General features: G+C 61.9%; 19 protein-coding genes. 12 read left to right on the top strand and 7 right to left on the bottom strand.

The window, feature by feature from the left end:
• Positions 1-31: 31 nt before the first annotated feature.
• Positions 32-844: an exodeoxyribonuclease III gene (xthA, locus tag J3P96_RS18860; protein ID WP_434603567.1), complete on the bottom strand. Its 813-nt coding sequence runs from the start codon at positions 842-844 to the stop codon at positions 32-34.
• A 177-nt stretch (positions 845-1,021) separates the two neighbouring features.
• On the opposite strand from xthA, the gene J3P96_RS18855 reads away from it, so the two are divergent.
• The 7 genes from J3P96_RS18855 to J3P96_RS18825 all read left to right on the top strand — a co-directional run bounded on the left by J3P96_RS18855 (position 1,022) and on the right by J3P96_RS18825 (position 12,272).
• Positions 1,022-1,666 (top strand): GNAT family N-acetyltransferase, encoded by a 645-nt coding sequence (locus J3P96_RS18855; RefSeq protein WP_434652910.1) that lies wholly within the window; start codon positions 1,022-1,024, stop codon positions 1,664-1,666.
• Positions 1,667-1,731: 65 nt separating this feature from the next.
• Positions 1,732-3,459 carry an autotransporter assembly complex protein TamA gene (locus J3P96_RS18850; RefSeq protein ID WP_434652908.1) on the top strand — a complete coding sequence of 576 codons (1,728 nt, stop codon included), beginning with the start codon at positions 1,732-1,734 and terminating at the stop codon, positions 3,457-3,459.
• Positions 3,456-7,130 (top strand): translocation/assembly module TamB domain-containing protein, encoded by a 3,675-nt coding sequence (locus J3P96_RS18845; RefSeq protein ID WP_434652906.1) that lies wholly within the window; start codon positions 3,456-3,458, stop codon positions 7,128-7,130. Before J3P96_RS18850 ends, J3P96_RS18845 begins: the two co-directional genes overlap by 4 nt.
• A 224-nt stretch (positions 7,131-7,354) precedes the next feature.
• A complete protein-coding gene (locus tag J3P96_RS18840; protein ID WP_434652904.1) occupies positions 7,355-7,828 on the top strand; it encodes a MarR family winged helix-turn-helix transcriptional regulator in 474 nt (157 codons plus the stop codon).
• Positions 7,825-9,294, top strand: a complete 1,470-nt coding sequence (locus tag J3P96_RS18835) for an efflux transporter outer membrane subunit (RefSeq protein WP_434652902.1) — start codon at positions 7,825-7,827, stop codon at positions 9,292-9,294. The genes J3P96_RS18840 and J3P96_RS18835 overlap by 4 nt, the downstream gene beginning before the upstream one ends.
• Positions 9,295-9,309: 15 nt before the next feature.
• Positions 9,310-10,506, top strand: a complete 1,197-nt coding sequence (locus tag J3P96_RS18830) for an HlyD family efflux transporter periplasmic adaptor subunit (protein ID WP_434569094.1) — start codon at positions 9,310-9,312, stop codon at positions 10,504-10,506.
• Positions 10,507-10,742: 236 nt separating this feature from the next.
• Positions 10,743-12,272, top strand: a complete 1,530-nt coding sequence (locus J3P96_RS18825) for a DHA2 family efflux MFS transporter permease subunit (RefSeq protein WP_434652900.1) — start codon at positions 10,743-10,745, stop codon at positions 12,270-12,272.
• A gap of 119 nt (positions 12,273-12,391) precedes the next feature.
• Here J3P96_RS18825 and J3P96_RS18820 read toward each other — a convergent pair whose 3' ends face one another.
• Positions 12,392-13,159: a UDP-2,3-diacylglucosamine diphosphatase gene (locus tag J3P96_RS18820; protein WP_434652898.1), complete on the bottom strand. Its 768-nt coding sequence runs from the start codon at positions 13,157-13,159 to the stop codon at positions 12,392-12,394.
• Positions 13,156-13,659, bottom strand: coding sequence for a peptidylprolyl isomerase (locus tag J3P96_RS18815; protein ID WP_434603581.1), 504 nt, complete (start codon positions 13,657-13,659; stop codon positions 13,156-13,158). Before J3P96_RS18815 ends, J3P96_RS18820 begins: the two co-directional genes overlap by 4 nt.
• A gap of 250 nt (positions 13,660-13,909) precedes the next feature.
• Here J3P96_RS18815 and J3P96_RS18810 point away from each other — a divergent pair, with 250 nt between their 5' ends.
• Together J3P96_RS18810 and cysS are read left to right on the top strand one after the other, a co-directional pair.
• On the top strand, positions 13,910-15,607 hold the full coding sequence (locus J3P96_RS18810; protein ID WP_434652895.1) for a glutamine--tRNA ligase/YqeY domain fusion protein: 1,698 nt from the start codon (positions 13,910-13,912) through the stop codon (positions 15,605-15,607).
• Positions 15,608-15,628: 21 nt separating this feature from the next.
• Positions 15,629-17,011: a cysteine--tRNA ligase gene (gene cysS, locus J3P96_RS18805; RefSeq protein WP_434652893.1), complete on the top strand. Its 1,383-nt coding sequence runs from the start codon at positions 15,629-15,631 to the stop codon at positions 17,009-17,011.
• Between the two features lie 373 nt (positions 17,012-17,384).
• Here the strand turns inward: cysS and csrA are convergent, their stop codons facing one another.
• The gene (gene csrA, locus J3P96_RS18800) at positions 17,385-17,579 is read right to left on the bottom strand and encodes a carbon storage regulator CsrA (protein ID WP_003179932.1); all 195 of its coding nucleotides are present in this window, start codon (positions 17,577-17,579) and stop codon (positions 17,385-17,387) included.
• 247 nt (positions 17,580-17,826) lie between these two features.
• Between csrA and J3P96_RS18795 the strand changes: the two genes are divergently transcribed.
• Entirely contained in the window at positions 17,827-18,192 is a 366-nt protein-coding gene (locus tag J3P96_RS18795) for an SPOR domain-containing protein (protein WP_434603587.1), read from the top strand.
• Between the two features lie 135 nt (positions 18,193-18,327).
• On the opposite strand, the gene J3P96_RS18790 is transcribed toward J3P96_RS18795, so the two are convergent.
• From J3P96_RS18790 to J3P96_RS18780, 3 genes are all read right to left on the bottom strand, one after another.
• Positions 18,328-19,017: an endonuclease gene (locus J3P96_RS18790; protein WP_434569087.1), complete on the bottom strand. Its 690-nt coding sequence runs from the start codon at positions 19,015-19,017 to the stop codon at positions 18,328-18,330.
• 5 nt (positions 19,018-19,022) lie between these two features.
• Positions 19,023-19,322, bottom strand: a complete 300-nt coding sequence (locus tag J3P96_RS18785) for a DUF1654 domain-containing protein (RefSeq protein ID WP_434569086.1) — start codon at positions 19,320-19,322, stop codon at positions 19,023-19,025.
• 160 nt (positions 19,323-19,482) lie between these two features.
• Complete coding sequence (locus J3P96_RS18780; RefSeq protein WP_434652891.1) at positions 19,483-20,571, bottom strand: asparaginase; 1,089 nt, start codon at positions 20,569-20,571, stop codon at positions 19,483-19,485.
• A gap of 326 nt (positions 20,572-20,897) precedes the next feature.
• On the opposite strand from J3P96_RS18780, the gene J3P96_RS18775 reads away from it, so the two are divergent.
• Together J3P96_RS18775 and J3P96_RS18770 are read left to right on the top strand one after the other, a co-directional pair.
• The gene (locus J3P96_RS18775) at positions 20,898-21,344 is read left to right on the top strand and encodes a hypothetical protein (RefSeq protein ID WP_434652889.1); all 447 of its coding nucleotides are present in this window, start codon (positions 20,898-20,900) and stop codon (positions 21,342-21,344) included.
• A gap of 134 nt (positions 21,345-21,478) precedes the next feature.
• Positions 21,479-22,438: a sugar ABC transporter substrate-binding protein gene (locus J3P96_RS18770; protein ID WP_434569083.1), complete on the top strand. Its 960-nt coding sequence runs from the start codon at positions 21,479-21,481 to the stop codon at positions 22,436-22,438.
• Positions 22,439-22,490: the final 52 nt, after the last annotated feature.

Raw genomic sequence — 22,490 nt, 5'->3', positions numbered from 1 at the left:
TCCCACAGGGGACGAAATGGAAGGCTGGTATTCAGCTCAGTTCCAGCCAGATCGGCGCGTGGTCCGAGGGTTTTTCCATGCCGCGCAATTCATAATCCACACCGGCGTCCTTGACCCGTGGCAGCAGGCCTTGGGACGCGAGGATCAAATCGATGCGCAGGCCGCGCTTGGGCTCGTCCTCGAAACCGCGGCTGCGGTAGTCGAACCAGCTGAAGCGGTCACTGACGTCCGGGTTCAGGTGACGGAAGCTGTCCACCAGACCCCAATTCTTCAGGCGCGCCATCCATTCGCGTTCTTCCGGCAGGAAGCTGCATTTGCCGGTCTTGAGCCAGCGCTTCATGTTGTCCGGGCCGATGCCGATGTCGCAGTCTTCCGGGGAAATGTTCACATCGCCCATCACCACCACCGGCTGGTCGTTGCTGAAGCGGGTTTCCAGCAGTTGCTGCAAATCGCTGTAGAAGCGCTGCTTGGCCGGGAACTTGGTCGGATGGTCGCGACTTTCACCTTGAGGGAAATAGCCGTTCATGATGGTCACCGGCACGCCATTGGCATCGGCGAAGGTGCCCCAGATGAAACGCCGCTGGGCGTCTTCGTCGTCAGTCTCGAAACCTTTGTGCAGGGTCAGCGGCGCCTGGCGCGAGAGCAGGGCGACGCCGTAATGGCCTTTCTGCCCGTGGTAATGCACGTGATAACCCAGGGCTTGCACCTCGGCCAGGGGAAATTGTTCGTCGTGAACCTTGGTTTCCTGCAACCCGATGACGTCAGGCTGGTGCTTGTCGATCAGTGCCGCCAACTGATGGGGACGGGCGCGCAGCCCGTTGATGTTGAAGGAGACGATCTTCATGGTCGGCTGTCCTGGCAAAACTGCGATGCTAGCTGACATGTCGGAAGGGAGCCAGCGTGGCGGTAGGACAAATGCACTGCTAATGTCCTCTGGCATGTAGGAACGATCGCAGCCCTGACGGGTTCGTAGTCAATAAGAGCAGGGCCTCACCGAGCCTCGCCCAGGAGATCCACCACCATGCCTGACGCCATTACCGCTGATATCCACATGCTCGACAGCGGCTATTCCCGCGAAGCGCGTTCATTGCTGTACCAGGCCTACCGCCATGAGCCGACCTTCAGCTACCTGTTCGAGTCCGAGCGTCCCGGTTACGAACAGCGGGTGCGGGCGACGGTGCGTGAACTGGTCAAGCAGCATTTCTTCCAGGACCTGCCAGCGATCGGTCTGTTGGTCAACGACCGCCTGATCGGCATCGCCCTGATTGCCCCGCCGCAGCGGCGCCTGGGCATTACCGAAAGCTGGGCCTGGCGCCTGCGCATGGTCTTGAGCACGGGGTTTCGCTGCACCCGGCGTTATCTGGAGTATCACGCCGCGGTGCTGGCCTGCCTGCCATCGGACGCGGTCCATGTGCTGCCACTGCTGGGGGTTCATCCGCAGTTCCAGGGCCAGCATTACGGCGAGCAGTTGCTCGAGGCAGTCCATAACTGGTGTGCGGTGGACGAGCATTCCCAAGGCGTCGTGCTCGATACCGGCAACCCGCGCTACCTGGAATTTTATAAACGCCAGGGCTATGAGGAAATCGGCGAAATCGCGGTAGGACCGGTCCGCGAGCATGTGTTCTTTCACGCCAACCCGCAGGTTTTACACAGCGCGACGGTATAATCGGACGAACTTTTGCGAAGCGTCCGGCTCTATCAGGCTCCCAAGCTCGTGATAGCATCCGCGCCATGAATTTCCCAGGACGAATGACCAGTGGCGCGCTCTTGCTGTCCCTCAGCTGCGCCGCGCTGGCACAAAGTGTATTGGATGTACGGGTCAAACCGTCCAATGACGAGCTCAAGGCCAATGTAGAGGGCTATATCGGTGGCCTCGGTGAGCGTGACGAAGAGGCACTGCTGCGTTTCAGTCGCGGCGCCGAGGAGCAGGCGCGCAAGGCGGCCCAGGCGCTGGGCTATTACCAGCCGCAGATCGACAGCGAGGTCAAGGCTGGCAAGGACCCGCGCCTGATCCTGACCATCGACCCCGGCGAGCCGGTGCACCTGCGCAATGTCACGATCCGCATCGACGGCCCGGCGGCCTCGCTGAAGAGTTTCCGGGTGCCGGACAACGCCGGTCTCAAACCGGGTGCGGTGCTCAATCACGGACGCTATGAAGATGCCAAGCGGACGATCCAGAACCAGGCCTCGCGTTATGGCTTTTTCAGCGGAAAATTTGTCAGCCAGACGTTGCGCGTTGATCCCAAGGCTGGCGTTGCCGATGTCGAGCTGATCTACGACAGCGGCCCGCGTTACGCCCTGGGCCCGGTCAGTTTCGAGGGCGATACACCGTTTGACGAGGACCTGCTGCAGCGCATGGTGCCGTTCAAGGCGGGCGCGCCCTACGACTCCGAATTGATTGCCGAACTCAACCAGGCCTTGCAGTCGAGCGGTTATTTCGAAGGCGTGCGCGTTGATGCGGCGCCCACCGCGGCCACCGACAATGTGATCCCGGTGGCGGTCAGGCTCGACACCCGCAAGCCGCGCACCATGGGCCTGGGCCTGGGGTTTTCCACTGACGTCGGCCCGCGCGCCAAGGCCAACTGGACGCGTCACTGGGTCAATCCCCAAGGCCACAGCTATGGTTGGGAAGCGGAAATATCGGCGCCCCGGCAAAACGTCGGCCTCTGGTACGACGTGCCGCTCGACCCGCCACTGACTGACAAGCTGCGCTACGCCGGCGGCTATCAATATGAAGAACTGTCCGGCACCGACACCCTCAGCAAGCTGCTGACCGTGGGCCCCGAGTGGCACAGCAAGCTGCCCAGCGGCTGGCAGCGGGTGGTGTCGCTCAAATGGCAGCGCGAAGAATACCGCCTCGGCGACGATTCGGGCCTGAGCACCTTGCTCATGCCGGGCGTCAGCTATTCGTACTTGCGCAGCGACAACCGCATCGACCCGCACAACGGCTATCGCCTGCAATTCGACACCAAGGTCGCCAAGGAAGGGTTGGGTTCGGACAACAACCTTTTGTATGGCACGGCCATGGTCAAGGGCCTGACCACGGTGTTCGACAAGCATCGCCTGTTGGCCCGGGCCCAGGTGGGCGGCAGCGCCACCAACGGCTACAAGTCGATCCCGCCGTCCCTGCGCTTTTTCGCCGGTGGCGACCAGAGCGTGCGTGGCTACGACTACCAGAGCCTGTCGCCGGAGAACTCCGAAGGCGATCGCATCGGCGGCCGCTACATGGTGGCCGCCAGCGTCGAGTATCAATATTCGGTCGCGGAGAAATGGCGCGTGGCGACCTTCGTCGACCAGGGCAACTCCTTCAACAGCCTTGAACTGCCAAGCCTCAAGACCGGGATCGGCGTCGGCGTGCGCTGGGTCTCGCCGGTCGGCCCGATCCGTCTCGACCTGGCCCATGCGATGGACGACGACGGCGGCATTCGACTGCACTTTTCCATGGGGCCCGAGTTGTGAATCGCGGTTTGAAATTAGTGCTCCTGGCGCTCGCCGGGTTACTGCTGACGGTCGTCCTGGCCTTGAGCATTGTGTTGGGCACCGCCTTTGGCAGCCGTTGGGCTCTCGGCCTGGTACCGGGCCTGAGCGTGGAGAATTTCCAGGGGCGGCTGGGCGGGCGGTGGAGCGCCGATCGGGTGCTGTGGCAGCAAGATACCCGCCGGGTGGCGCTGGAGCGGCCGAACTTCGCCTGGTCGCCGTCGTGCCTGCTGCGCATGACCCTGTGCATCGAACAGCTCAAGGCCGAGACCATCGCCGTGCAGTTGCCAGCCACCGCCGATGAACCGAGCAGCGGCCCGATCAGCCTGCCGGACCTGGACTTGCCGCTGGCGATCGAACTGGGCGATGTGCAGGTGGGCAGCCTGTCGTTCAACGGTAGCGAGCAGCTCAAGGGGCTGCAACTGGTGGCGCACTGGACCGCCGAGGGTTTGCAGATCGACTCGGTGCAGTTGCAGCGCGACGAACTGAGCCTGAAGTTATCCGGCCTGCTGCAACCGCACGGCGACTGGCCGCTGAACGCGACGGGCCAGCTGACCCTGCCAGCGCCGGGCGCGACGCCTTGGGCGCTGGACCTAAAAGTCGCCGGCGACCTGCTCAAGACCCTCAACCTTACGGCCGACAGCAGTGGTTACCTGCAAGGCCGCCTGACGGGCGAACTGCAACCGCTGGCGGATAACCTGCCGGCCAAAGTGCGCATCACCGCCGACGGCTTCAAGGCCAGCGCCGATCTGCCGGACACGCTGCTGCTCAACCAGCTGGAACTGACCGGCGAAGGCGACCTGAAGAACGGTTATCAACTGCTCGGCAAGGCGACTCTGCCCGCCGACAAGGGGCCGGTGGCGTTGCTGCTGCAAGGCCAGGTGGACGCCAATGGCGCGCAAGTCGCCGGGCTGGATCTCGACGCCGGCAACCAGCAGACCCTCAAGCTCACCGGGCAGTTGGATTGGCGTGAAGGGCTGAACGCCGAAGCAAAAGTCGCCTGGCTGGATTTCCCCTGGCATCGCCTTTATCCGCTGATCGACGAGCCGCAAGTCACGCTGCGCAGTTTTAATGGCGAAGTCTCGTACACCGACGGCCAGTACCTGGGCAATTTCCAGGCGGCGCTGGACGGCCCCGCCGGGGCGTTCAGCCTGGGCAGCCCGTTCAGCGGCAACCTGACGCAAATCCACTTGCCTGAACTCAAGCTTGCCGCCGGACAGGGCAAGGCCGAAGGGCACCTGGACCTGCAATTTGCCGACGGCATCGCCTGGGACACCGCGCTGCAACTGTCATCGGTCAACCCGGCGTACTGGCTCGCCGAATTGCCCGGCACGCTGGCCGGGCCGTTGCGCAGTAAAGGCTCGATGAAAAACCAGCGCATGGAACTCGACGCGGACGTGGACCTCAAGGGCAAGCTGCGCGGCCAGCCGGCACTGTTCCAGGCCAAGGCCAGCGGCGCCAGCGAGCAATGGAACCTCGGCGCACTGGATATCCGCCTCGGCGACAACCGCATCAACGGTACGGGCAACCTGCAACAGCAGCTGACCGGCCTGATCGACATCAAGCTCTCGCGCCTGGCCCAGCTCTGGCCGCAGTTGCGCGGTCAGGTCAGCGGGCGTGTCGACGTGGCCGGCACGCTCAAGGCCCCCCAGGGCAAGCTCGACTTGCAAGGCACGCAACTGGCGTTTCAGGACAACTATCTGCAAAGCCTGAACCTGGACGCGACGCTCGACGGCGCGCAACGGGGCAAAGTCGATCTCAAGGCCAGCGGTATCCGCAGCGGCGAAACCGCCCTTGGCGTCCTGACGCTGAGCGGGCGGGGCGATATCAAGCAACAGCAACTGAAGGTCGACCTGCAAGGGCCCCAGTTGAAAACCAGCCTGGCCCTTGATGGCACGCTGGATCAGGGCAGCTGGCGTGGACGCCTGGCCAGTGGCGACCTGCGGGTCGGCGGTCAGGACTGGCGCCTGCAAGCGCCGGCGAAGCTGGAACGGCTGGCCAACGGTACGCTGAACTTCGGTGCCCACTGCTGGCGCTCCGGCCAGGCCAGCCTGTGCGGCGAAGACCAACGGCTGATGCCGGAGCCGAAGCTGCGCTATCACCTCAAGCAATTCCCCATCGAAGGCCTGGCCCAGTGGATGCCCAAGGATTTTGCCTGGCAAGGCCGGCTCAACGCCGACTTGCAACTGGACCTGCCGGCCAGCGGCCCGAATGGCCGGGTGCTGGTGGATGCCAGCGGCGGCACGTTGCGGATTCGGGATAAAGAACAGTGGCTGGACTTCCCCTACCAGACCCTGACGCTCGACAGCCGCCTGACACCCACGCGCATCGATACCGATCTGAATTTCGTCGGCGCCAGGCTCGGCGAACTGATGGTCCAGGCGCGGATCAATCCGTTGCCAGCGAGCAAGCCGCTGAGCGGTTCGTTCCGCCTGAGTGGCCTGGACCTGTCCGTCGCCCGTCCGTTCGTGCCGATGGTGGAAACCCTCACGGGTCACTTGAACGGCAGTGGCACGCTGTCCGGCGGGCTGCTCGCGCCCCAGGTCAACGGCAACCTGGTGCTCAGCGATGGCGAAGTGTCCGGCCCGGAACTGCCGGTCAGCCTTGAAGCCTTGCAAGTGCGAGCGATGATCGCCGGTGAAACGGTGCGTCTGGATGGCGATTGGAAGAGTGGCAAGAGCGGGCAGGGCCGCCTGACCGGGAACATCGGCTGGGGCGAGGCGCTGACCATGGACCTGGCTCTCAAGGGCTCGCAACTGCCGGTGACCGTCGAACCCTATGCGGTGCTGGACGTGGCGCCGGACTTGAAGATCACGCTGCAGGGCGAGCGGCTGGCAATTGCCGGCAAGGTCCTGGTGCCGAAGGGCGAGATCACCATTCGCGAACTGCCGCCGTCAACCGTCAAGGTTTCGGACGACACGGTGATCGTCGGCCACCAGACCGAAGAGGGCAAGGCACCGATGGCCATGGCAATGGACATCGACGTGCTCGTCGGCCAGGAGAAGCTTGCCTTTTCGGGGTTCGGGCTCACCGCCAACGTCCAGGGGCAGGTGCATATTGGCGATAACATGGATACGCGCGGCGAACTCTGGCTCAACGACGGCCGCTATCGGGCCTATGGGCAGCGGTTGACGGTGCGCCGGGCGCGCTTGTTGTTCGCCGGGCCTATCGATCAGCCGTACCTGGACATCGAGGCGATCCGCCAGACCGACGATGTGATCGCCGGCATCCGCTTGAGTGGCAGCGCCGAGCAACCCACCACGCAAATCTTCTCGGAACCGGCCATGAGCCAGGAGCAGGCGTTGTCGTACCTGGTGCTGGGCCGGCCGCTGAGTACCACTGGCGAAGACAACAACATGCTCGCCCAGGCCGCACTGGGCCTGGGCTTGATGGGCAGTTCCGGCGTGACCACCAGCCTGGCCAACAACCTGGGAATCGAGGATTTCCAACTCGACACCCAGGGCAGCGGCAACGAAACCAGCGTGGTCGCCAGCGGCAACCTGTCGGAAAAACTCAGCCTGCGCTACGGCGTCGGAGTGTTCGAACCGGCCAATACCATTGCCCTGCGCTACAAGCTGAGCAAGAAGGTCTACCTCGAAGCCGCCAGCGGCGTCGCCAGCTCGCTGGATATTTTCTACAAGCGCGATTTCTGACCTTTCCCCCAAGTCCCTTGTGGGAGCGAGCTTGCTCGCGATAGCGGTATCACATTCAACCTGTTCGCAGGCTGACAGACCGCTATCGCGAGCAAGCTCGCTCCCACATGGTTTTCTCATTTCTGTTGTTTATGCATAGCTAACTAACTATTTGTTTGACATTTGCTGCCTAAGCAGTAACATCTGGACATACATTCACTGCCTAGGCAGCTAACGGTATCCAGATGAAGCATTTCACCCCGGACGAATTCCACAACTGCCATCTCGGCATGCTCCTTGGCCGTGCCGCGGCGCTCAAGGACCGGATCATCGACACCCACATGGAGCCTGTCGGCATCACCGCCGCGCAGTTCAAGGTGTTGATCATCATGGCCCAGCACGGCATCGATACGCCGGTCGAGCTGTGCCGGTACCTGTCGCTGGACAGCGGCTCGATGACCCGCATGCTCGACCGCCTGGAGCAGAAGGGTTTTCTGGTTCGCCAGCGCTCGGCACAGGATCGTCGTCAGGTCCGTCTGGTGCTGACCGACGCCGGCCAGGCCCTCGCCGATCGCCTGCCGTTCATCGGCGCCGACGCCATGAATCAACTGGCCGGCGCCATCAGCCGCGAGGAGCTGCAAACCCTCGAAAACATCCTCAAGAAAATACTGCTCGCCGCCGGTGACCCCATCACCGTCCTGCGATTGGGGGCCAAATGAAACATCAAACCTTGCGTACCCGCCTGAGCCTGGTGCTGTTGGCCATGAGCCTCGCCGGTTGTGCCAGCTACAGCGACCTGAAGACCGAGGGCGTCAGCCTGGAGGCCAAGAGCCTGCAGGCTGGGCAATCGCTGACCGGGGTCAAACTGTCGCCCGCGGCGTGGCCGAAAAGCGACTGGTGGAAAAGCCTTGGCGACCCGCAGCTCGACGGCTTGATCCGTGAAGCGCTGCGCGACAGCCCGGACATGCAGATCGCCAGCGCCCGGGTGCACCAGGCCAGCGCCGCTGCCTATGCCGCGAATGCCGCGCGCCTGCCGACCCTCGACGCCAGCGGCAGTGTCAGCCGTTCGCGCCTGGCCCGTGACCAGGACCCGCAAGGGCAGGGCGGCGCCTATAGCACCTTGCGTTCGCTGAGCGTCGATTTCAATTACAACTTCGATCTCTGGGGCGGCCAACGTGCCGCCTGGGAAGCGGCCCTGGGCCAGGCCCGCGCCGCCGAGATCGATCGCCAGGCCGCGCAACTGACCCTCGCCGCCGACGTGGCCCGGGCCTACAGCGACCTGGGCCAGGCCCACATCATTTATGACCTGGCCAATGAAGACCTCAAGCGCACGCGGCAGATGCTCGACCTGGGCAAACGCCGTCTCGGTGCCGGGATCGACAGCGAATACCAGTTCCAGCAGACCGAAAGCCTTGAAGCCAGCGCCGATGCGACGCTGATCGACGCGGAAAAACGCCTGCAAAGCGCAAAGATCGCCTTGGCAGTGCTGCTGGGCAAAGGTCCCGACCGGGGCAACGACATCGCCCGGCCCAACGTGCTGCAGGCTAGCGCGGTGGCCCTGCCGTCGAATCTGCCGGCCGAGTTGCTCGGTCGCCGTCCCGACCTGGTCGCGGCGCGGTGGCGGGTCGAGGCGGCGAGCAAGAACATCGAGGCCGGCAAGACCAACTTCTACCCCAACCTCAACCTGAGCGCGGCGGCCGGGGTGCAATCGCTGCTGGGTGACGCGATGTTCGGCGCGCCCAGTCGTTTCTTCAACGTGGCGCCGACCGTGTCGTTGCCGATCTTCGATGGCGGCCGCCTGCGGGCGGACCTGGATGCCCGGGACGCCGATTACGACCTGGCGGTGGCGCAATACAACAAGAGCCTGGTCACGGCCCTTGGCGACGTCAGCGATACCATCAACCAGTTGCGCGACATCGGTCGGCAGCTCGGCGCCCAGCAACACGCGGTGGATATCGCCCGGAACTCCTACGACACCGTGGTCCAGCGCTACGGTTCCGGCATCGGCAATTACCTGGACGTGTTGAGCATCGAGCAACAACTGCTCCAGGCCCAGCGCCAACTGGCGACCCTCAATGCCGAGCAGATCGATCTGTCGATCCAACTGATGCAGGCCCTGGGCGGTGGTTTCGATACCCAAACCATCGCTTCGGCCACTCCGGCCGCCACCGCGCCGACTCACTGATTCGAGGTACTTGTCATGGCAACTGCCGAAACTACCCAGGAAACCCAACAGGACAGCGGCAACCCGCGCAAGCGCAAGGTGTTGCTGCTGGCCCTGGCCCTGATCGTCATTCTCGCCGGCGTCGGTGTCTGGGCCTGGCATGAACTGTATGGACGCTGGAGCGAAAGCACCGACGATGCCTACGTGAACGGCAACGTGGTGGAAATCACCCCGCAAGTCACCGGCACCGTGGTGAGCATTGGTGCCGATGACGGTGACCTGGTGCGCGAAGGCCAGGTGCTGGTGCAGTTCGACCCGAACGACGCCGAAGTCGCCTTGCAAAGTGCCCAGGCCAACCTGGCCCATACCGTGCGTCAGGTGCGTGGTTTGTACAGCAATGTCGACGGCATGAAAGCGCAGGTGCATGCGCAGGAAGCGGAAGTGCAGAAGGCTCGGGAAAACTACAACCGACGCAAGAACCTGGCGGCCGGCGGGGCGATTTCCCAGGAAGAACTGTCCCACGCCCGGGACGACCTGACCTCGGCGCAGAACGCCCTGGCCAACGCCCGGCAACAACTCATGACGACCAGCGCGCTGGTGGATGACACCGTGGTGTCGAACCATCCCGACGTACAGGCGGCGGCCGCGCAATTGCGCCAGGCTTACCTGAGCAATGCCCGCAGCACCTTGATTGCGCCGGTGACCGGTTACGTCGCCAAGCGCACCGTTCAGCTCGGGCAACGCGTGCAGCCGGGCACGGCGCTGATGGCGGTGATCCCGCTGGATCAGTTGTGGATCGACGCCAACTTCAAGGAAACCCAGCTACGTGACATGCGCATCGGGCAACCGGTGGACATCGAGACCGACCTTTATGGCAGCGACGTGAAGTACAGCGGCACGGTGGACAGCCTGGGCGCCGGTACCGGCAGCGCGTTTGCCTTGCTGCCAGCGCAGAACGCCACCGGTAACTGGATCAAGATCGTCCAGCGGGTGCCGGTGCGCATTCATATCAATGCCGAGGAGCTGGCCAGGCATCCGCTGCGGGTCGGCCTGTCGACCCAGGTCAACGTCAATCTCCACGACCAGAGCGGCCCGGTACTGGCCCAGCAGCCACCGCAAAAAGCCTCGTTCAGCACCCAGGTCTACGCCCGCCAGCTGGCCGATGCCGACGCGATGATCACTCGACTGATTCATGAGAACAGCGCGGCGGCGAGCAAGACCGCGCAGCGTTGAAGCAGCCCCGTCGAGCCCTGTGGCGAGGGAGCTTGCTCCCGCTCGGCTGCGAAGCAGTCGTAAACCGGCGGGTGCGGTGTGTCTGGTGCTTCCCGTTCAGCAGGTTTTGGGGCCGCTTCGCGACCCAGCGGGAGCAAGCTCCCTCGCCACGTGTCTGGCGCAGACTCAAGTGACAGCATTCAGGTCCTGGCGGTCTTGCTCCAATTTTGTCACCTCCGCTTCATAGGATTCTCGCAATGAGCAATAACGCGTCCTTCACGCCGCCCAGCCTGTTGCTCAGCACCATCGGGTTGTCGCTGGCGACGTTCATGCAGGTGCTCGACACGACCATCGCCAACGTCGCCTTGCCGACGATTTCCGGCAACCTGGGCGTCAGTTCCGAGCAGGGCACCTGGGTCATTACCTCGTTTGCGGTGAGCAATGCGATCGCGCTGCCGCTGACCGGTTGGCTGAGCCGCCGGTTTGGCGAGGTGAAACTGTTTTTGTGGGCAACGATGCTGTTCGTCCTGGCCTCGTTCCTCTGCGGGGTTTCCACGTCGATGCCCGAGCTGATCGGTTTTCGTGTGGTTCAGGGCCTGGTGGCCGGGCCTCTGTATCCGATGACCCAGACCTTGCTGATTGCCGTGTACCCGCCGGCCAGGCGCGGCATGGCCTTGGCCTTGCTGGCGATGGTCACCGTGGTGGCGCCGATCGCCGGGCCGATCCTGGGCGGCTGGATCACCGACAGCTACAGCTGGCCGTGGATTTTCTTCATCAACGTGCCGATCGGGATTTTCGCGGTGCTGGTGGTGCGTCAGCAACTCAAGGCGCGGCCGGTGGTCACCAGTCGCCAGCCGATGGATTACGTCGGGTTGATCACCCTGATCATCGGTGTCGGGGCGTTGCAGGTGATCCTCGACAAGGGCAACGACCTGGATTGGTTCGAGTCGAACTTCATCATCGTCGGCGCGCTGATTTCAGTCGTTGCGCTGGCGGTGTTCGTGATCTGGGAAATGACCGACCGCCATCCGGTGGTCAACCTGCGGCTGTTTGCCTATCGCAACTTTCGCATCGGGACGATTGTGCTGGTAGGCGGTTATGCCGGATTCTTCGGCATCAACCTGATCCTGCCGCAGTGGTTGCAGACCCAGATGGGTTATACCGCCACCTGGGCCGGCCTGGCGGTCGCGCCCATCGGGATCCTGCCGGTGTTGATGTCACCTTTCGTTGGCAAATACGCCCACAAATTCGACCTGCGCCTGCTGGCCGGGCTGGCGTTCCTGGCGATCGGTTTGAGTTGCTTCATGCGCGCCGGGTTTACCAACGAGGTGGATTTCCAGCACATCGCCCTGGTGCAGCTGTTCATGGGCATCGGCGTGGCGCTGTTCTTCATGCCGACCTTGAGCATCCTGATGTCGGACCTGCCGCCCCAGCAGATCGCCGACGGCGCGGGGCTGGCGACGTTCCTGCGGACCCTGGGCGGCAGTTTTGCCGCGTCGCTGACCACCTGGATCTGGATCCGCCGCGCCGACCAGCACCATGCCTACCTGAGCGAAAGCATCAGCACTTTCGAACCGGCCACGCGCGAGACGATCAACCAGCTCGGCGGGGCGAGCACGCCGGTGTACGCCCAGCTCGACCAGATCCTCACCAGCCAGGCGTACATGCTCTCCACCGTGGATTATTTCACGCTGCTGGGCTGGGCGTTCATGGGGTTGATCCTGCTGGTGTGGCTGGCGAAACCGCCGTTTGCGGCGAAGGCGGGGCCTGCCAGCAGCGGTCATTGATCCGGAGGTTGAACGCAGTCCAATGTGGGAGCGGGCTTGCTCGCGAAGGCGGTGTATCAATGGACATCAAACTGACTGACACACCGCCTTCGCGAGCAAGCCCGCTCCCACAAAGGAATCTATGTGTGGCTGGGGATTGCGTCCGGTGCCGGCAGTTGTGGCGGCGGCGCCAACTCGAACGGCGCCAGCGAAAAGCCCTGCTCATCCACCTGCAACGCCCAGCCCTGCTTGTCCCAATCTCCCAGCACGATGCGCCGGGCGGCGTGTTCGCCCAGTTGCAGCTTGTGGATGGCGGGGCGGTGGGTGTGGCCGTGGACCAAGGTTTTCACGCCATAGTGCTGCATGACGCGCGGGACCTCTTCTGGCGTGACGTCAACGATGTCGTTGGCTTTCATCCTCACCTGCGTGCGGCTTTCGCTGCGCAGCTTGCGCGCCAGTTTCTGACGGCTGCCCAAGGGCAGGTGGCGCAGGATGAACAGCGTGACCGGGTTGCGCAGCCAGCGCCGCAGTTTCATGTAGCCGACATCCCGCGTGCACAGGCTGTCGCCGTGCATCAGCAGCACTGGCTCGGCGTTGAATTGCACGACGGTCGGGTCCTTGAGCAGGGTACAGCCGGCCGCTTTGCAGAAGGCCTGCCCGAGCATGAAGTCGCGGTTGCCGTGCATCAGGAAAATCGCCGTGCCGCTGTCGCTCAATTCGCGCAGGGCCTGGCAGATGGAACGCTGGAACGGCGTCATGGCATCGTCGCCGATCCAGGCTTCGAAGAAGTCGCCCAGAATGTATAACGCTTGCGCCGAGCGGGCGCGGGTGGCAAGTAAATCCAGAAACGCCCGGGTGATGTCCGGGCGCTCCTCTTCCAGATGCAGATCTGAAATCAGCAATATCACTCAATGATCTCGGCTTTCTCGATGATCACGTCTTCTGCCGGGACGTCCTGGTGGCCAGCCTTGGAAGTGGTGGAGACGCCTTTGATCTTGTCCACCACGTCGGTACCGGCGGTGACCTTGCCGAATACGGCGTAGCCCCAGCCCTGGACGTTCTTGCCGCTGTGGTTCAGGAAGCTGTTGTCGGCGACGTTGATGAAGAACTGCGCGGAGGCCGAATGCGGCTCCATGGTGCGGGCCATGGCAACAGTGTATTTGTCGTTGGAAAGGCCGTTGTCGGCTTCGTTCTGGATGCTCGGGCGCTTGTCTTTCTTTTCTTTCATGCCCGGTTCGAAACCGCCGCCCTGGATCATGAAGTTGCCGATGACACGGTGGAAAACGGTGTTTTCGTAGTGGCCGGCCTTGACGTATTCAACGAAGTTGGCAACGGTAATCGGTGCTTTCTCGGCGTTCAGCTCCAGGACGATCTCGCCATGGTTGGTGGTCAGTTTGACTTGGGTCATGATCACTACTCTTTCAAGGAATTCGTGGGTTTCGGGGGCGCGGACGCCCGCAACCGGTCTGGCTGTAATCGGCCAGGCTGGGCAGTTTAGCGCGCCATGCGCGAATTTCGAGGCTGTTTTTCATCTGGCTGTCGAATAAATTCAATCGTTTGCCGGCCTGGCCTGTCAGGTGCTTGACAGCATCGGCTATGATACGGGCTTTGATTTATCAGGCCGCACCCGGCCGCGCACTTGTATGTTCAAGGATCCTATGAGCAAGCCCACTGTCGACCCTACCTCGAATTCCAAGACCGGCCCGGCCGTGCCGGTCAATTTCCTGCGCCCGATCATCCAGGCGGACCTGGATTCGGGTAAGCACACGCAGATCGTCACCCGTTTTCCGCCGGAGCCCAACGGCTATCTGCACATCGGTCACGCCAAATCCATCTGCGTGAACTTCGGCCTGGCCGAGGAGTTCGGTGGCGTCACGCACCTGCGTTTCGATGACACCAACCCGGCCAAGGAAGACCAGGAATACATCGACGCGATCAAGAGCGACGTCAAGTGGCTGGGCTTCGAATGGGCCGGCGAAGTGCGCTACGCCTCGCAGTATTTCGACCAGTTGCACGACTGGGCGGTGGAACTGATCAAGTCCGGCAACGCCTACGTGTGTGACCTGACGCCGGAGCAGGCCAAGGAATATCGCGGCAGCCTGACCGAGCCGGGCAGGAACAGCCCGTTCCGTGACCGCAGCGTGGAGGAGAACCTCGACCTGTTCGCCCGCATGCGCGCCGGTGAGTTCCCGGACGGCGCCCGTGTGCTGCGCGCGAAGATCGACATGGCCTCGCCGAACATGAACCTGCGCGACCCGATCATGTACCGCATCCGTCACGCTCATCACCACCAGACCGGCGACAAGTGGTGCATCTACCCGAACTATGATTTCACCCACGGCCAGTCCGACGCCATCGAAGGCATCACGCATTCGATCTGCACCCTGGAGTTCGAAAGTCATCGTCCGCTGTACGAGTGGTTCCTCGAGCATCTGCCGGTGCCGGCCAACCCGCGCCAGTATGAATTCAGCCGCCTGAACCTGAACTACACGATCACCAGCAAGCGCAAGCTCAAGCAACTGGTGGACGAGAAGCACGTCAGCGGCTGGGATGACCCGCGCATGTCGACGCTGTCGGGTTTCCGCCGTCGTGGTTACACGCCGAAATCGATCCGCAATTTCTGCGAGATGATCGGCACCAACCGTTCTGACGGCGTGGTGGACTTCGGCATGCTGGAATTCAGCATCCGCGACGACCTCGACCACAGCGCGCCGCGCGCCATGTGCGTGTTGCGTCCGCTCAAAGTCGTCATCACCAATTACCCGGAAGGCCAGGTCGAGAACCTCGAACTGCCGTGCCACCCGAAAGAAGATATGGGCGTGCGCGTCCTGCCGTTCGCCCGGGAAATCTACATCGACCGTGACGACTTCATGGAAGAGCCACCAAAAGGCTACAAGCGCCTGGAGCCGGCCGGCGAAGTGCGCTTGCGCGGCAGCTACGTGATCCGCGCCGACGAGGCTATCAAGGACGCCGACGGCAACATCGTCGAGCTGCGTTGCTCGTACGATCCCGACACCCTGGGCAAGAACCCGGAAGGCCGCAAGGTCAAGGGCGTGATCCACTGGGTGCCGGCCGCCGCCAGCGTCGAGTGCGAAGTGCGCCTGTACGATCGCCTGTTCCGTTCGCCGAACCCGGAGAAGGCCGAGGACAGCGCCAGTTTCCTGGACAACATCAACCCTGACTCCCTGCAAGTACTCACCGGTTGTCGTGCCGAGCCTTCGCTGGGCAACGCACAGCCGGAAGACCGTTTCCAGTTCGAGCGCGAAGGCTACTTCTGCGCGGATATCAAGGACTCGAAACCCGGTGCTCCGGTGTTCAACCGTACCGTGACCTTGCGCGACTCCTGGGGTCAGTGATCAAGTCTTAAGGGAAACCCTGTGCTTACGATCTACAACACGCTCACCAAGAGCAAAGAAGTCTTCAAGCCGCTGGATGGCAACAAGGTCCGCATGTACGTCTGCGGCATGACCGTGTACGACTATTGCCACCTCGGCCATGGCCGCAGCATGGTTGCCTTCGACCTGGTGACCCGTTGGTTGCGCTTCAGCGGTTATGACCTGACCTATGTGCGCAACATCACCGACATCGACGACAAGATCATCAATCGGGCCAACGAGAACGGTGAAGCGTTCGATGCGCTGACCGAGCGCATGATCAAGGCCATGCACGAGGACGAGGCGCGCCTCAACATCCAGAAGCCGGACCTGGAGCCGCGGGCCACGGACCACATCCCGGGCATGCTGGCGATGATCCAGACCCTGATCGACAAGGGCTACGCCTACGCCCCGGGCAATGGCGACGTGTACTACCGCGTCGCCAAGTTCATGGGCTACGGCAAGCTGTCGCGCAAGAAGATCGAAGACTTGCGCATCGGCGCACGCATCGAGGTCGACGAGTCGAAAGAAGACCCGCTGGACTTCGTGCTGTGGAAAGGCGCCAAGCCGGGCGAGCCGAGCTGGGATTCGCCGTGGGGCGCCGGGCGTCCGGGCTGGCACATCGAATGCTCGGTGATGTCGACCTGCTGCCTGGGCGAGACCTTCGACATTCATGGCGGCGGCAGCGACCTGGAATTCCCGCACCACGAAAACGAAATCGCCCAGAGTGAAGCGGCTACCGGCAAGACCTACGCCAATGCCTGGATGCATTGCGGCATGATCCGCATCAATGGCGAGAAGATGTCCAAGTCCTTGAACAACTTCTTCACCATCCGCGACGTGCTCGACAAGTATCACCCGGAAGTTGTGCGTTACCTGCTGGTGTCCAGCCACTACCGCAGCGCCATCAACTATTCGGAAGACAACCTCAAGGACGCCAAGGGCGCCCTGGAGCGTTTCTACCATGCGTTGAAAGGCCTGCCGGCCGTGTCGCCCGCCGGTGGCGAAGCGTTCGTGGCGCGGTTCTCCGAAGTGATGAACGACGACTTCGGCACGCCGGAAGCCTGCGCGGTGCTGTTCGAGATGGTGCGTGAGATCAACCGCCTGCGCGAGAGCGATCTCGATGCGGCGGCGGGCCTGGCAGCGCGGCTGAAGGAACTGGCCAGCGTGTTGGGCGTGTTGCAGCTTGAAGCCGACGACTTCCTGCAAGCCGGCGCCGAGGGGCGCGTGGACGCCGCCGAGGTCGAGGCCTTGATCCAGGCGCGCCTGACCGCGCGGGCCAACAAGGACTGGGCCGAATCCGACCGCATCCGCGACCAGCTCACCGCCATGGGCGTGGTGCTCGAAGACGGCAAGGGCGGGACGACCTGGCGATTGGCGGACTGAGTCCTTCCAGCCCTCGCAATACCCCTGTGGGAGCGAGCCTGCTCGCGAAAGCGCAATATCAGCCAACAATGGTTTGACTGATATACCGCATTCGCGAGCAGGCTCGCTCCCACAGTTTTTTGTATGTCCACGCTGGAACAGGTCGCTACGACCTTCGCGCTGACAGCAGTCCCCATGTCGGAACCGGTCACGAACGCCTGCTTCGTCGCCATTAAAACGAAACGTCTGACAGCCATGCTGTGAGACATGCCAGTAGTATCGGTTTTAACGGAACGTCAAAGGCGGGATAGAGCAGGGTGAGGCTCGGTCGGCCTGATCTTTAGCCAGCCACTGCGCTGCTGCAAACGGGCTGGCTGCGGATTGCGGCAGGGGCTCAGGGCGTTTGTGGCTTGTCAGGAGCAGTCAGGCCGGCCTGGATACGCTGATAGATTTCTTCGCGGTGCACCGCAACGTTTTTCGGGGCGTTGATGCCGATCCGGACTTGTTGGCCGCTTACGCCCAGAATGGTGATCGTGATGTCGTCACCAATGTTTATGCTTTCACCGACTTTGCGGGTGAGTATCAGCATGGTGTTCTCCTTGATTGCTTTATAGGGCACCTGATTCAGACAGTGCAGATGTCGGTACTGCTTATAGATTAGTGCTAAGTGTCACAATATGGGTGCCTCTTTCTGACGTGCAGATGCTGCATTAATTCCCAGGGTGCGACTATACAGAGACGCCGGAGAGGTTTCTCGTGTTTTGAGCTCCGTTTGCGGCGTTTTTGGCGACAGTGAGTGCTAAAATTCCCGCCTCATGTCTTTCGGGGGAATCGTTGTGCGTAAATTGGCTTGGGTATTGGTGGTATTGGCGCTGGCGGGATGCGGTGAAGGGCGTGACGTCGCGGCACCCAAGCCCAAGCCCGTGGCGAGCTCCACGCCGGCCGCTGCTGCCGCACCGCAGTGGGCCGTCGAGGTTCGAGGCCAGACGCCCCAGGCCGTCAGCGACCTGACCGGATGGCTCATCGAGCACAGCTTCATGTCCACCGTCGTCAGGGAAAACGGCAAGGACCGCGTCCTGGTAGGGCCGTTAAGCTCCAAGGCTGAAGCCGAGGCGAAGCAGGAGCAGATCACCGCTGCCCTGGTCCGTGCGAAGAAACGCAACATCGAAGCCTTGGTGGTGGACTTCCCGCCGGCTCAATAATCGGTCAATACAGAACCTGTGGGAGCGAGCTTGCTCGTGATAGCGGTATATCAGTCGACAAACCTGTTGTCTGTCACTCCGCTATCGCGAGCAAGCTCGCTCCCACATTGTTTTGTGCTGTTAACGAATGCCAGGTCAGCCGCAGGCCTTCAGATCCACCGGGCCGACGAATTCGTTCCCGCGGCCCATGACACACGCCACGCTCTGGTTGCGCTGGCGTTCCCAGGCCTGCACCGGATAGGTCTTGTCCCAGGCCTCATACAGGCGCCGGTCCTGTTTGGAGAGGCGCAAACCGTATTGTTTGCTCATGTAGAAATACGTCCTGGCGATCATCCCCCGAATGGACGGGCGCGGCATGACCTTCTTGGCCTTGAAGTCCACCTGGGTCAGGCATGAGCCGTACTGGCCTTTCTGCACCGGCAACCAGCCGAAGCTGAAGTTGCTGCGATCACCGTTCACCTCGCCAATGCTCGGCACCAGGTTATGCAGATCTGCCTCGGCCCGTTGATAGACCGGGTCGTAGCGGGTGCATTGTTTGCGCCCGCCCTGTTGCCAGCATTGGCGTTGATGACCGATCTGCCAGGCCGGGACAATATGCTCCCACTCGATGCGGGCGGCGCGATTGGCGTTCTTGCGCGGTACATAGCCGCAGGCCGCGAGGTTCACCCGATTGCCGGTGTATTTGCACCCGCAGTAGAACTCGGTGGATTGTGGCGCATAGAGTTTCCAGGCGACTTTCTTGGCTTCGTTGAAGGTGCGCGGCGCACCAGCCTGTGCACCCGTGGCAACGAAGACGAGCAATAAAGCTAAACAGCGAACAATCATCGGGCTCAATCTTCCTTCGGCACAACCCAGAAAACCTGCACACCGCCATCGTCGCGATAAGCGAGGGTGACGTTGTCGTTCTCGTCGATTTCTTCGAGCAGGCGTTCCCACTCGTCGATCGGCTCGTCGGGCAGGCGGAAGATCAGCGCGGCCTTGGCCTTTTGCGCAGTGGGCGAATTGATGATTTTCGAGACGCGCAGGCCGAGTCGAGTGTAGGAATCTAAGGGGGTGGTTGCAGCGAGAGGCGTTGCCACAGGATTATCCTTATTAAGCTGTACGGGCATACAGTATTTAACCGTAGGCAATTACGCAACTGCTTAAAATTCAAGAAAATCGTCTGACAACACTTTTCCGACTTTGGTGTAGGAGAAATACGTTTTTTTAGCGGGTGTGTAGGCGAAGCGCCACCTGCTTGTAGGAAGCAGGTGGCGAAACAGCCCGACCGGAAACGGCTGGGCGTGAGTATCAGTATTCCCAGAATATCCGCTGCAATTCCTTGCTGTCCTGAGTCTTGGTCAGGGCGACCATGGCCAGGATGCGCGCCTTCTGCGGATTCAGGTCGTGGGCCACGACCCAGTCGTATTTGTCGTCAGGCTGTTCGGCGTTGCGCAGCACGAAACCGCCGGCGTTGGCGTGGGACGAACGAATGATCTGCACGCCTTCCTTGCGCAAGGCCTGCAACGAAGGCACAACCCGCGACGACACCGAACCGTTGCCGGTACCGGCATGAATGATCGCCTTGGCGCCGGACTGGGCGAGGGCCTTGTAAGCCGTGTCGCTGACGTTGCCGTAGGAGTAGGCGATTTCCACGTCCGGCAGGCTCTTGATGGTCTTGATGTCGAATTCCGAGTCCAGGGTGTGACGCTTGGCCGGAAGGCGGAACCAGTAGGATTTTCCTTCCACTACCATGCCCAGCGGGCCCCATGGGCTCTTGAAGGCTTCAGTCTTGATATTGATCATCTTGCTGACATCGCGACCGGACTGGATTTCATCGTTCATGGTCACCAGCACGCCCTTGCCCCGTGCTTCCTTGCTGCTGGCCACGGCCACGGCATTGTAGAGATTGAGCATGCCATCGGCCGACATCGCAGTGCCGGGACGCATCGAGCCGACGACGATGATCGGTTTTTCGGTCTTTTCCACCAGGTTGAGGAAGTACGCGGTTTCTTCCAGCGTGTCGGTGCCATGGGTGATGACAATGCCATCGACGTCATTGCTGTCGGCGAGCTCGGCGACGCGCCGGCCCAGTTGCAGCAGATTGTCGTTGGTGATGCTTTCCGAGGCGATTTGCATGACCTGTTCGCCACGCACATTGGCCAGTCGGCTGAGCTCGGGCACGCCGGCGATCAGCTGTTCGATGCCCACCTTCGCCGCCTGGTAAGTGGCGCTGTTGGCCGAGCTGGCGCCCGCTCCGGCGATGGTGCCGCCGGTGGCGAGGATGACGACGTTGGCGAGCTTTTGCTCAGTTTGGGTTTCTTTTGCCTGGAGCGCGCCGGGCAGCAGGAGCAGAAGGGCCAAGGCGCCCGGAACAAGAGTCTTGAAAGCAGATGTCATTATTTTTCTCTCTAGTCATGAGGAATCTAGTCATGAGGATTCATCTAGATGTTCCGGCAGACCTGAATGCCGGGAACACAGCTGGAGGAGCATGATCCGTACCAGCCCGGTCGGCGCCGCCGATCAGGGCCTAAGACGTTGATATCCAAAGCGATGTGTATTGAGTGAGGGGCCCGGGCAAGCAGTCTGGGGACGGGTTTCCGAATGTCGCGAGTGTTTACTGTTCGGTTACCCGAAAGGGAAAGGGCTGAAAGAAAGGTCTGAAGCGCTAAAGAAAAAGCTCTGACGGACGATGCCTTTGTAGGAATTCATTCACGGAGCGAGACATGTCCTTTTCCATCGGCTTTCCCAATGCCGCGACCATCACCATCGGTGGTAGATCCATCTCCACGCTGAATGCCCTGAGGGAGGCGAGCGCCGACGCGGCTGACGAGGCGCTTGGCGAAACGCAGGAAACCGGCACGGTCCGTGCGAACCTTGCAACCGAAGCCGAGGGCAAGACCGAGAAAAGTGGCAGCACGCAAAGTATCGCTATGCAAGTGCTGCTCAAGCGCATGCAGGAACTCCAGCAGCAATTGCGGGAGCAGCAGCAACAACTTGCCGCTGCACAGGCGCGTGCCTATTCAACGCCCGAAGCCAAGACGACCGCTATCATGGCTATCCAAGGGCAAATCGCCGATACCACCGGCGCGCTGCAACAGGTCACCGGCAACCTGATCAAGGAACTGGCCAAGGATTCAGGTTCGGGCGCGCTGGTGAATACCACCGCTTGACGTTTCAACGTTGCGGATGAAACCGCAACGTTGACAAAACCCTGATGCTTTACCATAGTTCATTCCACGCAAACGTTTGCGCGGCTGTCGTGCGACGATTTTGCTCACAATAATCATAAAATCGGAGTGAACCCATGAAGCTGCCATTCGCTGGACGCCTTCTCGCCGTCGCCATGCTCGCGGCCGCATCCGCAGCGCTGCCATTCTCCTCGGCGCTCGCCCAGACCACCGAAAAACCCAAGGTCGCCCTGGTCATGAAATCCTTGGCCAACGAATTCTTCCTGACCATGGAAGATGGCGCCAAGGCTTATCAGAAGGAACACTCCGCCGAGTTCGACCTGATCTCCAACGGGATCAAGGATGAAACCGACACCGCCAACCAGATTCGCATCGTCGAGCAGATGATCGTGTCCAAGGTCGATGCGCTGATCATTGCGCCGGCCGACTCCAAGGCCATGGTGCCGGTGATCAAGAAAGCCGTGGATGCCGGCATCACTGTGATCAACATCGATAACCAGCTCGATCCGGCCGTGGTCAAGAGCAAGAACATCAACGTGCCGTTCGTAGGCCCGGACAACCGCAAGGGCGCCCGCTTGGTGGGTGAATACCTGGCCAAGCAGCTCAAGGCCGGTGACGAGGTCGGCATCATCGAAGGCGTGTCGACCACCACCAACGCCCAGGCGCGCACCGCAGGCTTCAAGGATGCGATGGAAGCGGCGCAGATCAAGGTCGTCTCCCTGCAATCCGGTGACTGGGAAATCAACAAGGGCAACCAGGTTGCCGCGTCGATGCTCAGCGAATACCCGAACATCAAAGCACTCCTGGCCGGCAACGACAGCATGGCGGTCGGTGCGGTCTCGGCCGTTCGTGCCGCTGGCAAGGCGGGCAAGGTGCAAGTGGTCGGCTACGACAACATCAACGCCATCAAGCCGATGCTCAAGGACGGTCGCGTCCTGGCGACAGCCGACCAGTTCGCTGCCAGGCAGGCAGTGTTCGGCATCGAAACCGCGCTGAAGATGCTCAAGGGCGAAAAAGTCGACAGCGGCACCAACGGCGTCATTGAAACTCCGGTCGAGCTGGTGACCAAGCCGTAACCCTGGCGACACAACGGCGCTCGTCCGTCCGGGCGGGCGCATTGGAGAGTTT

The organism is Pseudomonas sp. R3-56 (assembly GCF_051132075.1).
GTDB lineage: Bacteria > Pseudomonadota > Gammaproteobacteria > Pseudomonadales > Pseudomonadaceae > Aquipseudomonas.
The sequence above is the reverse complement of the archived record's forward strand: the minus strand, read 5'-3'. Positions and strand labels throughout refer to the sequence as shown.